Below are 13,463 nucleotides of genomic sequence, written 5' to 3'. Positions count from 1 at the left end.
AATGAAATTTGATAGACATAGAAGATTGAGATCATCAGCGACAATGAGAGATATGGTTAGAGAGAATCATGTAAGAAAAGAAGATTTAATATATCCAATTTTTGTAGTTGAAAAAGACGATGTGAAAAAAGAAATTAAGTCATTGCCAGGTGTATACCAAATCAGTTTGAATTTACTTGAAAGTGAATTAAAAGAAGCTTATGACTTAGGCATACGTGCCATTATGTTTTTCGGTGTTCCAAACTCAAAAGATGATATAGGTACTGGTGCATACATTCACGATGGTGTTATTCAACAGGCAACACGTATTGCTAAAAAAATGTATGATGACTTATTAATTGTTGCAGACACTTGTTTATGTGAATATACTGATCATGGTCATTGTGGCGTGATTGATGACCATACACATGACGTTGACAATGATAAATCATTGCCACTACTTGTTAAAACAGCAATTTCTCAAGTGGAAGCTGGTGCTGATATTATTGCGCCAAGTAATATGATGGATGGTTTTGTTGCTGAAATTCGTCGTGGATTAGATGAAGCCGGCTATTACAATATTCCTATAATGAGTTATGGTGTCAAGTATGCATCAAGTTTCTTTGGACCTTTTAGAGATGCAGCAGATTCAGCGCCATCATTTGGGGATAGAAAAACGTATCAGATGGACCCTGCTAACCGTTTGGAAGCACTTCGTGAATTAGAAAGTGATCTTAAAGAAGGGTGCGACATGATGATTGTTAAACCTGCTCTAAGTTATTTAGACATAGTTCGAGATGTTAAAAATCATACGAATGTTCCAGTTGTTGCATATAATGTGAGTGGAGAATATAGTATGACTAAAGCAGCGGCACAAAATGGTTGGATAGATGAAGAACGTGTCGTTATGGAACAAATGGTTTCAATGAAACGTGCAGGTGCTGATATGATTATTACGTATTTTGCAAAGGACATTTGTCGCTATTTAGATAAATAAGGTTTTATATGTATGATTTTCCATAAACTATAGGAGGAATTTACTTTATGAGATATACGAAATCAGAAGAAGCAATGAAGGTTGCTGAAACTTTAATGCCTGGTGGTGTAAATAGTCCAGTACGCGCATTTAAATCAGTAGATACACCAGCAATTTTTATGGATCACGGTAAAGGCTCAAAAATTTATGATATCGATGGTAACGAGTATATCGACTATGTACTAAGTTGGGGGCCGCTTATTTTAGGACATAGAGACCCTCAAGTTATTAGTTATTTACATGAAGCAATTGATAAAGGTACAAGTTTTGGTGCATCAACATTACTTGAAAATAAATTGGCGCAGCTCGTTATTGACCGAGTACCTTCAATAGAAAAAGTGCGTATGGTGTCATCTGGTACAGAAGCTACATTGGATACTTTAAGATTAGCACGTGGTTATACTGGCAGAAATAAAATTGTGAAATTTGAAGGTTGCTATCATGGTCATAGTGATTCGTTATTAATCAAAGCTGGTTCTGGGGTGGCAACATTAGGATTGCCGGATTCTCCTGGTGTGCCTGAAGGTATTGCTAAAAATACAATTACAGTTCCATACAATGATTTAGATGCACTTAAAATCGCTTTCGAAAAATTTGGAGACGATATTGCTGGTGTAATCGTAGAACCTGTTGCTGGTAATATGGGTGTCGTACCACCGATTGAAGGTTTTTTACAGGGATTAAGAGATATTACGACTGAATACGGCGCATTGCTAATTTTCGATGAAGTAATGACTGGTTTCAGAGTCGGTTATCATTGTGCACAAGGTTACTTTGGTGTGACACCAGATTTAACTTGCTTAGGAAAAGTTATCGGTGGAGGACTACCTGTAGGTGCTTTTGGTGGTAAAAAAGAAATCATGGATCATATAGCACCATTAGGAAATATTTATCAAGCGGGTACGTTATCAGGAAATCCTCTTGCAATGACAAGTGGTTATGAAACGTTAAGCCAATTAACGCCAGAGACATATGAGTATTTTAATATGTTAGGCGATATACTTGAAGACGGTTTAAAGCGTGTATTTGCTAAACACAATGTACCAATAACTGTAAATAGAGCAGGTTCAATGATTGGTTATTTCTTAAATGAAGGACCTGTAACTAATTTTGAACAAGCGAATAAAAGTGATTTGAAATTATTTGCAGAAATGTATCGAGAAATGGCAAAAGAAGGTGTGTTTTTACCACCATCTCAATTTGAAGGTACATTCTTATCTACGGCACACACGAAAGAAGATATTGAAAAAACGATTCAAGCATTTGATACGGCTTTAAGTCGTATTGTAAAATAAATATACGGACAAATTGAGAGCCTGAACTTTGTTCAGGCTCTTTTTAAATGTATATCAGGCATGGGCGGCGACTTGATAGTGAAAGTCCATATATGCTTTGTAGTCAAAACTGCTAGCGGATATTGTTATCTTAACAAACGTGAAGCTCAAGCAGCAATTTAGTCATTTTATTTTTTATTGAAAGAAGTGGAAAACATGACAATGATATATAGAAATAATTTCATTGTGTTCGTTTTATCATTTTTTATTAGTATTATATTGTATTCATCGCACGTATTACTCCCATTTATGTTTGGTCCTATTATCGCATCAATCATTTGTGTGAAAGTTTTCAAACTTGATATTAAATGGCCATTCTTACTTAGTGAATTAGGGATTGTACTATTAGGGGTGCAAATCGGATCAACGTTTACGAAAAATGTCGTTATGGATATTAAAAACAATTGGCTTTCGATTATTGTTGTATCTATTTCGATATTATTAATTGCAATAGTAATGGCATTTATTTTTAAAAAAATTGCACGTATTAATACAGAAACAGCTATTTTAAGTGTTATACCAGGAGCACTAACACAAATGCTGGTCATGGCTGAACAAGACAAACGTGCTAATTTGTTAGTTGTTAGCTTAACGCAAACATCACGAATTATATTTGTTGTTGTTTTAGTACCGTTCATTTCATATTTTTTTCATGATGGTAACATGCATGCGAATGGAAAGTTAACAAAAGTCTTGCCTTTATCACAAGTATTAAACATAGGGCAAATAGTTATTTTAGCGATAGCTATCTTTATAGTTTATCTAATTATGTCTAAAATAAAGTTTCCAACATTTCAATTATTAGCACCACTCATTGTATTAATTGTTTGGAATTTTTCTACAGGTTTAACATTTACACTAGATCATTGGTTGTTGAACATGGCACAACTAATATATATGATTAGAATTGGAGTTCAAATTGCGCATTTATTGTCAGATTTAAAAGGTAGACTAGCAATCGCAATTACAATTCAAAATATTATGTTGATAATTGGTGCGCTAATCATGGTTTATATCATACATTTCTTTGATAATAATCCTATTAATGAATTGTTTCTTGGTGCAGCACCAGGAGGGGTTAATCAGATAGTTTTAGTTGCATTAGCTACTGGTGCCGATGTTGCTATGATTACGAGTTATCATATTTTCCGAATCTTTTTCATCCTATTTATTATTGCACCAGGAATTAATTACTTTTTAAAATATCGTTCGAATAAGCGTGAAGATTAGAAACTATCATCCATTTAAGTTGAATTATGCTTAGGATAGAATTCATTATTAAGGTTTAAGCAAAGGTTGTACATCTATTTTTAGATTAAGATATCTAATATTAGCAGTGCATTAACTTGGAACTTTAACTTATGATTTGAATAAATTTTCACATCAAAAAACGAGACAGTCTATTAGTTAAAAATAGATGATGTCTCGTTTACTTTATGATGCTATAGCAAATTAATTGTGTTTAGGCTTTGATGGACAATCTTTTAAATGTGCATCATATAAACCAGCTGCTTCTAAAAACGAAAATACTGTTACTGGACCTAAAAATTTAAACCCGTATTGTTTTAAATCTTTAGATAGTTGTGTTGCAGTATCATCAACTGTGATACGATCAGAAGCATGTTCATACTGCAAATCTTTAGGCTTACCATTTACATAAGACCATAAAAATTTACTAAAACTACCATATGCTTGTTCAATTTTTAAATACCCTTGAGCTTGATTAACAATTGCTTCTAATTTTTTACGATGATGAACGATATTTGGAAAAGTCATTAAGCGGTCGATATCTTGAGCGGTCATTTGTGCTACCTTTTCTGGTTCGAAATCATAAAATGCTTCTTCATAGGCTTCTTTCTTTTTTAAAATAGTTAACCAAGATAGCCCAGCATGTTGTGATTCTAATGCTAAAAGTTTAAACAATGCCTTGCTATCATAGAGCGGTTGTCCCCATACATGATCATGATAGTTTAAGTAGACTGGATCTTTAGTACCAAATGCGCATTCATTCATTTTATTCCCACCTATACATTGACTTATTTTGTCAATCATTATACTATAAGTTAAGAGTTTAATATAGGATTTGGGAAGAGTAAGTTCAAATTATTTTAAAGAGAGCATATGATTTGGTGTGAGTATGTAAATGATTTTTACTGAAGGTAGCCCACAGAGTATCTTAGCTGAACGTGATTAATAGTAGGCTAAGACGTGTTTGAGCGTTAATCATAATCTAGAGTGCTTGAAGAGATGAAGCATTTCAAATTTCACGATGATAGTATTGGTATGATTATTCCAATTATGTTAAAAGAGTGAATTTGATATTAAACATCCTTCTTGAATATAGGTGGTACCACGGAATATCCGTCCTATTTGTATATAGGATGGATATTTTTATTTTTTTAGGAGGTATAGCAAATGGAAATGAAACCAAAATATGATCCTCGTGAAGTTGAAGCGGGACGTTATGAAGAATGGGTAAAGAATGGTTATTTTAAACCGTCAGAAGATAAATCAAAAGAAACATATACAATTGTTATCCCGCCACCAAATGTAACTGGTAAATTACATTTAGGACATGCATGGGATACGACTTTACAAGATATCATTACACGTATGAAACGTATGCAAGGATACGATACGTTATACTTACCAGGTATGGATCATGCTGGTATTGCGACACAGGCAAAGGTAGAAGCTAAATTAAATGAACAAGGAATAACTAGATATGATCTTGGTCGTGAAAAGTTTTTAGAACAGGCATGGGATTGGAAAGAAGAGTATGCGTCATTTATTCGTGCGCAATGGGCTAAATTAGGTCTAGGTTTAGATTATAGTAGAGAACGTTTTACTTTAGATGAAGGTTTAAGTAAAGCAGTTAAAAAAGTTTTTGTTGATTTATACAATAAAGGAATTATTTATCGTGGCGAACGTATTATAAATTGGGATCCTAAAGCACGTACAGCTTTATCTGATATTGAAGTAATACATGAAGATGTTCAAGGTGCGTTTTATCATTTTAAATATCCTTACGCTGATGGTGAAGGTTTTATTGAAATTGCAACAACAAGACCAGAAACGATGTTAGGTGATACAGCGATTGTTGTTAACCCTAATGACGAACGATACAAAGATGTAATCGGTAAAACTGTTATATTACCAATCGTAGGACGCGAACTGCCTATTTTAGCAGATGAGTATGTTGATATAGACTTCGGTTCTGGTGCTATGAAAGTGACACCAGCACATGACCCTAATGATTTTGAAATTGGTCAAAGACATCAATTAGAAAATATTATCGTTATGGATGAAAATGGTAAAATGAACGACAAAGCGGGTAAATATGAAGGTATGGACCGTTTTGATTGTCGTAAACAGCTAGTTAAAGATTTAAAAGAACAAGATTTAGTTATCAAGATTGAAGATCATGTTCATTCTGTAGGTCATTCAGAACGATCTGGCGCTGTTGTTGAACCATATTTATCAACACAATGGTTTGTGCGCATGGAAGACTTAGCGAAACGTTCATTAGATAACCAAAAAACAGATGATCGTATTGATTTTTATCCGCAACGTTTCGAACATACATTTAACCAATGGATGGAAAATATTAGAGATTGGACGATTTCAAGACAATTATGGTGGGGTCATCAAATTCCGGCTTGGTATCATAAAGAAACAGGCGAAATATATGTTGGAGAAGAAGCGCCAACTGATATTGAAAATTGGCAACAAGATGAAGATGTATTAGATACGTGGTTCTCAAGTGCTTTATGGCCTTTCTCTACGTTAGGTTGGCCTGATTTAGAAAGTGAAGACTTTAAACGATACTACCCAACAAATGCCTTAGTTACAGGTTACGATATTATCTTTTTCTGGGTCGCACGCATGATATTCCAAGGCTTAGAATTTACAGATCGTCGTCCATTTAATGATGTATTATTACACGGTTTAGTTCGTGCTGAAGACGGGCGTAAGATGAGTAAATCATTAGGTAATGGTGTGGATCCAATGGATGTTATTGACGAATACGGTGCTGATAGCTTGCGTTACTTCTTAGCAACAGGTTCATCTCCAGGACATGATTTAAGATACTCAACTGAAAAAGTTGAGTCAGTGTGGAACTTTATCAATAAAATCTGGAATGGGGCACGTTTCAGTTTAATGAATATCGGTGAAGACTTTAAAGTTGAAGATATCGATTTAAGTGGTAACTTATCATTAGCAGATAAATGGATTCTAACACGTTTAAATGAAACGATTGCAACAGTTACTGATTTAAGTGACAAATATGAATTCGGCGAAGTTGGACGTGCATTATATAATTTCATTTGGGATGATTTCTGTGATTGGTACATTGAAATGAGTAAAATTCCAATGAATAGTAATGATGAAGAACAAAAACAAGTTACACGTTCAGTATTGAGTTATACTTTAGACAATATTATGAGAATGCTACATCCATTCATGCCATTTGTAACAGAGAAAATATGGCAAAGTTTACCACATGAAGGTGACACAATTGTTAAAGCTTCATGGCCAGAAGTGCGTGAATCATTGATTTTTGAAGAAAGTAAACAAACAATGCAACAACTTGTTGAAATCATTAAATCTGTAAGACAATCACGTGTAGAAGTAAATACGCCATTGTCTAAAGAAATACCTATTTTAATTCAAGCTAAAGATAAAGAAATTGAAACAACTTTATCACAAAACAAAGATTATTTAATCAAATTCTGTAATCCTAGTACCTTAAATATTAGCACTGACGTGGAAATTCCTGAGAAAGCAATGACATCAGTTGTAATTGCAGGTAAAGTGGTATTACCATTAGAAGGGCTAATTGATATGGATAAGGAAATCAGCCGTTTGGAAAAAGAATTAGCTAAACTTCAAAGCGAATTAGATAGAGTAGATAAAAAGCTCTCTAATGAAAACTTTGTAAGTAAAGCACCTGAAAAGGTTATAAATGAAGAAAAACGTAAAAAACAAGATTATCAAGAAAAATATGATGGTGTGAAGGCAAGAATTGAACAATTAAAACATAGGAGTTAGTAACAATGAATTACCTAGAGAGCTTGTATTGGATACACGAAAGAACTAAATTTGGCATCAAACCAGGTGTTAAACGTATGGAATGGATGCTAGCACAGTTTAATAATCCTCAAAATAACATTAAGGGTATTCATGTAGGTGGCACAAATGGTAAAGGCTCTACAGTTGCTTACCTTAGAACAGCTTTAGTTGAAAATGGTTATGAAGTAGGTACATTTACGTCGCCGTTTATTGAAACATTTAATGAACGAATTAGTCTAAATGGTGTGCCAATATCAAATGACGCTATTGTAGAATTAGTATCACGTATTAAACCAGTAAGTGAAATGATGGAACGTGAAACAGATTTAGGTGTTGCAACTGAATTCGAAATAATCACAGCGATGATGTTTTTATATTTTGGTGAAATACATCCTGTTGATTTTGTCATTGTTGAGGCTGGATTGGGTATAAAGAACGATTCGACAAATGTCTTTACACCGGTTTTATCAATCTTAACTAGTATCGGTCTAGACCATACAGATATTTTAGGTGGTACTTATCTAGATATTGCTAGGGATAAAGGCGCGATTATAAAGCCTAACGTTCCAGTGATATATGCTGTTAAAAATGAAGATGCATTAAAATATGTTCGTGAACGCGCAATTGAACAACATGCAAAGCCAATTGAATTAGATAGAGAAATTGTTGTTGTATCGCAAAATGATGAATTTACTTACCGTTATAAAGATTATGAATTAGAAACAATCATTTTAAGCATGTTAGGTGAACATCAGAAACAAAATGCTGCATTAGCCATAACAGCTCTTATTGAATTAAATGAACAAGGATTAATTGAATTAGATTTCAATAAGATGATAGACGGTATTGAATCAGTTCGTTGGACTGGACGTATTGAGCAGGTGCATGACAAACCTTTAATCATTTTGGATGGCGCACATAATTCAGAGAGTATAGATGCTCTAATTGATACAATTAAACAGTACCATGATAAAGAAAAAGTAGATATTTTGTTCTCAGCAATAAACGGAAAACCGATTAACGAGATGGTCAAACATTTAAGTTTAATTGCGCATACGTTTTATGCAACTGAATTTGATTTTCCGAAAGCGTTACGCAAAGAAGAAATTGTAGGTAGTATTGAAAATGATGAAATACAATTAGTAGATGACTACGTTGAATTTATAAAAAATTATCAAGGTGATACATTAGTAATTACCGGTAGTCTGTATTTCATAAGTGAAGTTAAATCAAAATTAGACTTTGAAGCATTATAAAACTAAAACTAAAATAGCCATGAAGAATCTATTTAATCAATAGGTAGAGCTTCATGGTTATTTTTTATGCTCTAAATCGTATGTGTTTATAAGGTTCAATTTCTTGCCATTATTAATTTTGCCGAGCAGTAATGGGTTGTTAAAGTATCCATCAATTATGCTTAGCAATATTGAAAAATTTAAATGAAAAAGCGGTTCAATTCTTGAAAAATAGTGTATATTTACATTTTGGTAATAACTAACTATAATTTACATAAGGAGGTTGTCATTTGGTAGTATTGTTATCTTATAGCTGCAGTTGTATTTTTAGTTTTCTATATCAATTTATATCTATAGAAGAAACGTCATTTGATTATTTACATAGAAGATCGAAATGTGATTATTGTAATTCGTCACTCAAATGGTATGAATTAATGCCGATTATTAGTTTTTTATTATTAAAAGGGCGATGTCGAAACTGTCGAAAGCGTATTTCCCTAACACATTTCTTAGGGGAAACCTTTGCTTTAATACCTATCGTCTTTATTAAGTATGATTTCACATACGTAAATGCTACGCTATTTATAACTACATATGTTTTTCTGCTTATTTTTACTATGACCGATATCACTTCTTTAATGTTAGATTGTCGCTTAATTATAATTTATTGTATCGTTTCTCTCTCGTTAAGTATGATTTATCCAGTAGCTTTTATCATTATTAGTATGACCACGCATATATTCTACTTTTTATTTCGGGCATATATTGGTTATGGTGACGTTTTACTAATATCTGCACTTTCTTTGTTTTTCCCTCTCCAATTCACTATTTATGTCATTTTATTTACATTTGTCATTGCTGGTTTAGTTGCTTTAATTACCATGATATTTAAGCCGATTAAACTATTACCCCTTGTTCCATTTATATTTATTTCCTTTTTTATCAATTCACTTTTTTATAATGATATCCATCAATTTTTAGGAGGCGTATATTTTTGAAAATTAAAGAAATGGTAACTTCAGAAATGCCAAGAGAACGTTTGTTAAGCCATGGTGCAAAAAGTCTTTCGAATACAGAATTATTAGCTATATTAATTAACACCGGAAGAAAAGGATTCTCGAGCATAGACATTAGTAATGAACTGCTTAAATCTGCTTCGAATCTGAATGAATTGAAAAAATCTTCAATTAACGATTTGATAAAAGTTAAAGGGATTGGATTACAAAAAGCAATTACTTTAAAAGCAGCATTTGAGTTAGGGGAAAGGATGGGGAGAAGAGCTGAAAATAATCGTATAAAAATAACGCAACCAAGTGATGTTGCTGATTATATGATTCCAACAATGAAAGATTTAACACAAGAACATTTTGTCATTTTATTGTTAAATTCAAAAAATGTAGTGATTAAAGAAACCTGTGTTTTTAAAGGTACATTAAATAGTTCGATTGTACATCCACGTGAAATTTTTAGTATTGCGGTGAGAGAAAATGCCAATGCAATCATCGCAGTTCATAATCATCCATCCGGTGATGTAACGCCCTCACAAGAAGATATCATAACAACAATGAGGTTGAAGGAGTGTGGTTTGATTTTAGGGATAGATTTATTGGATCATATTATAATCGGTGATAATAGATTTACCAGTCTTGTAGAAGCGGGTTACTTTGATGAAAATGATTGAAGTTGATAGAATTAATGACGTATCTTGTGTATAATACCTACGAAGTACTTTCATTGGAGGAAAAATAGTGACTCTATTTATTATTATCGGGGTTCTCGTGCCAATGGTTTATACCATGCAGTTAAATATTAAAAATGAACCTGTAACAAAGCGCAATCTATTAATAACATTAGCTTTATCTACGTTAGGTATTTTAGTAACGGCGTTAGCAGGTGTGATCGTTACGAAACAAGCTTTTCCTTTATTAAGTGTAGCAATCGGCTCAATTTTTACTGGAATCGTTTGGGGCCTTTTACTAAGTGGTAGCTACGCGCTGATACGATTTTTATCTAACGCATTTGGGCGTAAGTAATAGTAATCTGTTCATCAAGTAGTATCCGTGCTTGAAACCAAATTAAAACTCCTAATGTGGAACTAGTTAAAAAATTCTAAACTAGTACATTAGGAGTTTTGTTATGCAGAATAAATTTAATTGTTAAATTGAAAGTGCGGTAAAAACCCACTATTTATTTGAAAAAAATCGAGCAACCAAATTAAACCTTGATATCCTAAGTAAATACATAATAAAACAAGTCCGACATAAATTAAAAATCGCAAAATAGAAAGTCCAACTCTAAAAAGGAGGATGACTAATAGTGCTATTAAAATAATTGTTAGTATACTCAATGCTACAAACCTCCTCATACGCTTTTAAATCATAACAAAATTATAAGCTATTTTAAATGAACGTGCATCAGTCCTAAGATATATCATGATTAAGGCTGAAGACTGAGGAAAATATACATAATAAAATATATAATTAGATGAAGACATTGGAGGCGAACTATGAGATTGATATTTAGTATGATTAAAAACATTATAGCAGTAATAGCAATTGTGATAATTGTTTATATCGCCTTGAAATACGCACCTTTTTTAAAAGAACAAGATTGGAATCCTGTAAATCACGATAATGATCAAATGAATCAAGTTACGCAACCCACTAATGATGCCCAACATGTTTATGTAAGTGGTGAGAAATATTCATTAAAAGAAAATGATTTAATAAAGAATGTACCATTAAGCCAAATTAAAAATGTATTTAAAATGATAGATAAACAAGAGTTTATGGCTGTGTCTGGAATGAATCGCATGGCTTATAATGATCAATATATTATAGGTCAAAGAGGAGACGAATTTATTCTTTATAAATTTGGAGATGAGTCAATGCGTGTTTACAATACTGAATTTGAAATGCAACAAGACTTAAATGAATTAGGGCAAAATTTACAACTAAAACCCGAAAATGCTTATCAATAGGAAATTATTGCATAAGAAATATATTTTAGTTATCCTGTCACTAGAATAAATTTAAAAGGTTGGTGTAGTTCAAATGGCAGAACAATCAAAACAGAAACAAGCTAATGAACAACAAAAGGCCCAGAACTTATTCGCACGTTGGAGACAACTTCAGAATTCGAACAGTGAATCCTCGAACGATACAAACAAATAATTTTAAAATTTAAATCGATTATTTAAACTACTAGTGACTGGAATGTTTGCTAATAGTTTTTTGTTTTTAAAATGCCACAAATTTTTTACGGAGTTGTTCATTTTCAAAGTAATTCGTAGTTAGTGCTTTATTTCATAATGGGAGTAATATAAAATAGAAAAGGATATACAATATTTTGACATAATAGAGGTGTTCTGGGTGCTTAAGTTTTTTAAAAATAACAAATTAATTGTTGTTTTATGTGCAATTATCGTTTTTATTGCATTAATTGGGCTGTCCATACGTTCACAATCTCAATCACCTCCTGAACAATATATAGGTGATTCTGTGTCTTTTGGACAACGAGTTGTGAGTTATCCAGTTAATTTTGTTGCTGGTACGATTGGGGACTTTTTTAAAAAAGGAGATTCTAAAGAATCTAAAAATAAGATTAGCCAGTTAGAATCTAAGAACCAACAATTAGAAGCGGAAAATGAAAAATTAAAAAAAGAGCTTGATTTAAAAGATATTTCAAAATTTGATCCTATTTCTACTACGGTTTTAGCAAGAAATCCGGATCAGTGGATGAATACAATTGTAATTGATAAGGGATCTAAATCAGGTATAACTTCAAATATGGCTGTGATGACATCACAAGGTTTTGTTGGAAGAGTTACTAAAGTTAATAAATTTTCTTCACAAGTTGATTTAATCTCAACTAATACACGTGCGGGTAAATTATCTGTAAATATACAACACGGTTCTAAAAATATATTTGGTTTAATTGATCGTTATGATGAAAAGAACTCAGAACTTGTAATTAGTGACATTAATAATAGAGATAATATCTCAAAAGGTGATAAAGTCGTTACAAGTGGATTAGCTGATCAACTACCAAGTAATTTATATATAGGAGAAGTGACTAAGGTTCAAAATGATCAATACGGCTTAGCTAAAGAAGTTAGGGTTAAGACTGGTGCAGACTTAACAGATTTGAGTCATGTTTATGTTGCAAAAAGAGATCCTAAAACAATTCCTGATGATGAAAGCAGGGATAAATAATGCGTACACTGTATTATTTTTTGATAGGTATTTTACTATTTTATATAGATACTGCAATTGGGCTTCTTATTCCAATGCATATAGGTAAGTTTGAACTTGTATTTGTACCACACCTTACATTTATGTATATTTTAATGATGGTAGTGTATCGTGGCTTTGGCGTATCATTATTGCTCAGCATATTTTTAGGCGTAATGACTGATGTATACTTTGGTAGTATTTATGGAGTGTACTTATTTGGCTATATATTGTTTTTAGCACTTATAGATCGATTCTTTAAAATTTTTTACAAAGATCATTCGATGTTATTCATTATTATATTAGCCAGCACCTTATTATTAGAAGTCTATGTGGCATTAATATACGGTATGTTAGGATTCATTCAATTTGATATTATTCATTTTGTAGTCTTTAGATTATTGCCAACATTAATTATGAATTTTGTACTGTTGATTATGCTTTATCCGTTGATTATAAAGTTCCTTAAAAAAACAAACAATGACATTGACATGAAACGTCGTCAATGGTAAGATGCAATAGTTGAGTAGTTATAAGTAGCTACATACAACCGCTCAAATATAGGTTCAAGAAC

Annotated in this window: 15 protein-coding genes and 2 other annotated features (1 of these 17 running past the window's edge); of the genes, 13 read left to right on the top strand and 2 right to left on the bottom strand. The window is 32.4% G+C overall.

The window, feature by feature from the left end; all coding sequences use genetic code 11:
• Position 1: 1 nt before the first annotated feature.
• From hemB to NSS86_RS06950, 4 genes are read left to right on the top strand one after another with little or no spacing between them, the layout of a single operon-like run.
• Positions 2-976: a porphobilinogen synthase gene (hemB, locus tag NSS86_RS06965; protein ID WP_000667126.1), complete on the top strand. Its 975-nt coding sequence runs from the start codon at positions 2-4 to the stop codon at positions 974-976.
• 47 nt (positions 977-1,023) lie between these two features.
• Positions 1,024-2,310, top strand: coding sequence for a glutamate-1-semialdehyde 2,1-aminomutase (hemL, locus tag NSS86_RS06960; RefSeq protein ID WP_339302381.1), 1,287 nt, complete (start codon positions 1,024-1,026; stop codon positions 2,308-2,310).
• Between the two features lie 60 nt (positions 2,311-2,370).
• On the top strand, positions 2,371-2,472 hold the full coding sequence (locus NSS86_RS06955; RefSeq protein ID WP_001788970.1) for a hypothetical protein: 102 nt from the start codon (positions 2,371-2,373) through the stop codon (positions 2,470-2,472).
• Between the two features lie 33 nt (positions 2,473-2,505).
• A complete protein-coding gene (locus NSS86_RS06950) occupies positions 2,506-3,579 on the top strand; it encodes an AbrB family transcriptional regulator (RefSeq protein WP_000177998.1) in 1,074 nt (357 codons plus the stop codon).
• A 222-nt stretch (positions 3,580-3,801) separates the two neighbouring features.
• Here the strand turns inward: NSS86_RS06950 and NSS86_RS06945 are convergent, their stop codons facing one another.
• Positions 3,802-4,362 carry a DNA-3-methyladenine glycosylase I gene (locus NSS86_RS06945; RefSeq protein WP_001001237.1) on the bottom strand — a complete coding sequence of 187 codons (561 nt, stop codon included), beginning with the start codon at positions 4,360-4,362 and terminating at the stop codon, positions 3,802-3,804.
• A gap of 57 nt (positions 4,363-4,419) precedes the next feature.
• Positions 4,420-4,721, top strand: a binding site (T-box leader).
• Between the two features lie 43 nt (positions 4,722-4,764).
• On the opposite strand from NSS86_RS06945, the gene NSS86_RS06940 reads away from it, so the two are divergent.
• The 5 genes from NSS86_RS06940 to NSS86_RS06920 all read left to right on the top strand — a co-directional run bounded on the left by NSS86_RS06940 (position 4,765) and on the right by NSS86_RS06920 (position 10,690).
• Complete coding sequence (locus NSS86_RS06940) at positions 4,765-7,401, top strand: valine--tRNA ligase (protein ID WP_339302380.1); 2,637 nt, start codon at positions 4,765-4,767, stop codon at positions 7,399-7,401.
• A 5-nt stretch (positions 7,402-7,406) separates the two neighbouring features.
• On the top strand, positions 7,407-8,678 hold the full coding sequence (locus tag NSS86_RS06935; RefSeq protein WP_001108346.1) for a folylpolyglutamate synthase/dihydrofolate synthase family protein: 1,272 nt from the start codon (positions 7,407-7,409) through the stop codon (positions 8,676-8,678).
• 269 nt (positions 8,679-8,947) lie between these two features.
• Complete coding sequence (locus NSS86_RS06930) at positions 8,948-9,655, top strand: A24 family peptidase (protein WP_000261115.1); 708 nt, start codon at positions 8,948-8,950, stop codon at positions 9,653-9,655.
• Entirely contained in the window at positions 9,652-10,338 is a 687-nt protein-coding gene (gene radC / locus NSS86_RS06925) for a DNA repair protein RadC (protein ID WP_000692870.1), read from the top strand. Before NSS86_RS06930 ends, radC begins: the two co-directional genes overlap by 4 nt.
• A gap of 67 nt (positions 10,339-10,405) precedes the next feature.
• Positions 10,406-10,690 carry a hypothetical protein gene (locus NSS86_RS06920; RefSeq protein WP_000171859.1) on the top strand — a complete coding sequence of 95 codons (285 nt, stop codon included), beginning with the start codon at positions 10,406-10,408 and terminating at the stop codon, positions 10,688-10,690.
• A 116-nt stretch (positions 10,691-10,806) separates the two neighbouring features.
• On the opposite strand, the gene NSS86_RS06915 is transcribed toward NSS86_RS06920, so the two are convergent.
• A complete protein-coding gene (locus NSS86_RS06915; protein WP_000025835.1) occupies positions 10,807-11,004 on the bottom strand; it encodes a hypothetical protein in 198 nt (65 codons plus the stop codon).
• A gap of 159 nt (positions 11,005-11,163) precedes the next feature.
• Between NSS86_RS06915 and NSS86_RS06910 the strand changes: the two genes are divergently transcribed.
• The 4 genes from NSS86_RS06910 to mreD all read left to right on the top strand — a co-directional run bounded on the left by NSS86_RS06910 (position 11,164) and on the right by mreD (position 13,401).
• On the top strand, positions 11,164-11,637 hold the full coding sequence (locus NSS86_RS06910; RefSeq protein WP_001236734.1) for a DUF4930 family protein: 474 nt from the start codon (positions 11,164-11,166) through the stop codon (positions 11,635-11,637).
• Positions 11,638-11,710: 73 nt separating this feature from the next.
• Complete coding sequence (locus NSS86_RS06905; protein ID WP_000840602.1) at positions 11,711-11,830, top strand: hypothetical protein; 120 nt, start codon at positions 11,711-11,713, stop codon at positions 11,828-11,830.
• Between the two features lie 198 nt (positions 11,831-12,028).
• Positions 12,029-12,871, top strand: coding sequence for a rod shape-determining protein MreC (mreC, locus tag NSS86_RS06900; protein WP_000911041.1), 843 nt, complete (start codon positions 12,029-12,031; stop codon positions 12,869-12,871).
• Positions 12,871-13,401: a rod shape-determining protein MreD gene (gene mreD / locus NSS86_RS06895; protein ID WP_001259925.1), complete on the top strand. Its 531-nt coding sequence runs from the start codon at positions 12,871-12,873 to the stop codon at positions 13,399-13,401. The genes mreC and mreD overlap by 1 nt, the downstream gene beginning before the upstream one ends.
• Before the next feature lie 26 nt (positions 13,402-13,427).
• Positions 13,428-13,463, top strand: a sequence feature (ribosomal protein L21 leader region); it runs 161 nt beyond the window's last position.

Source organism: Staphylococcus sp. FSL W8-0056, from assembly GCF_037963075.1.
Lineage (GTDB): Bacteria > Bacillota > Bacilli > Staphylococcales > Staphylococcaceae > Staphylococcus > Staphylococcus aureus.
This window is presented reverse-complemented; position numbering and strand designations above follow the sequence as displayed.

What these genes read in the sequence shown, in the direction of transcription:
- hemB (WP_000667126.1), top strand. Translation starts at nt 2, where the DNA reads ATGAAATTTGATAGACATAGAAGATTGAGATCATCAGCGACAATGAGA.
- hemL (WP_339302381.1), top strand. Translation starts at nt 1,024, where the DNA reads ATGAGATATACGAAATCAGAAGAAGCAATGAAGGTTGCTGAAACTTTA.
- NSS86_RS06955 (WP_001788970.1), top strand. Translation starts at nt 2,371, where the DNA reads ATGGGCGGCGACTTGATAGTGAAAGTCCATATATGCTTTGTAGTCAAA.
- NSS86_RS06950 (WP_000177998.1), top strand. Translation starts at nt 2,506, where the DNA reads ATGACAATGATATATAGAAATAATTTCATTGTGTTCGTTTTATCATTT.
- NSS86_RS06945 (WP_001001237.1), bottom strand. Translation starts at nt 4,362, where the DNA reads ATGAATGAATGCGCATTTGGTACTAAAGATCCAGTCTACTTAAACTAT.
- NSS86_RS06940 (WP_339302380.1), top strand. Translation starts at nt 4,765, where the DNA reads ATGGAAATGAAACCAAAATATGATCCTCGTGAAGTTGAAGCGGGACGT.
- NSS86_RS06935 (WP_001108346.1), top strand. Translation starts at nt 7,407, where the DNA reads ATGAATTACCTAGAGAGCTTGTATTGGATACACGAAAGAACTAAATTT.
- NSS86_RS06910 (WP_001236734.1), top strand. Translation starts at nt 11,164, where the DNA reads ATGAGATTGATATTTAGTATGATTAAAAACATTATAGCAGTAATAGCA.
- NSS86_RS06905 (WP_000840602.1), top strand. Translation starts at nt 11,711, where the DNA reads ATGGCAGAACAATCAAAACAGAAACAAGCTAATGAACAACAAAAGGCC.
- mreD (WP_001259925.1), top strand. Translation starts at nt 12,871, where the DNA reads ATGCGTACACTGTATTATTTTTTGATAGGTATTTTACTATTTTATATA.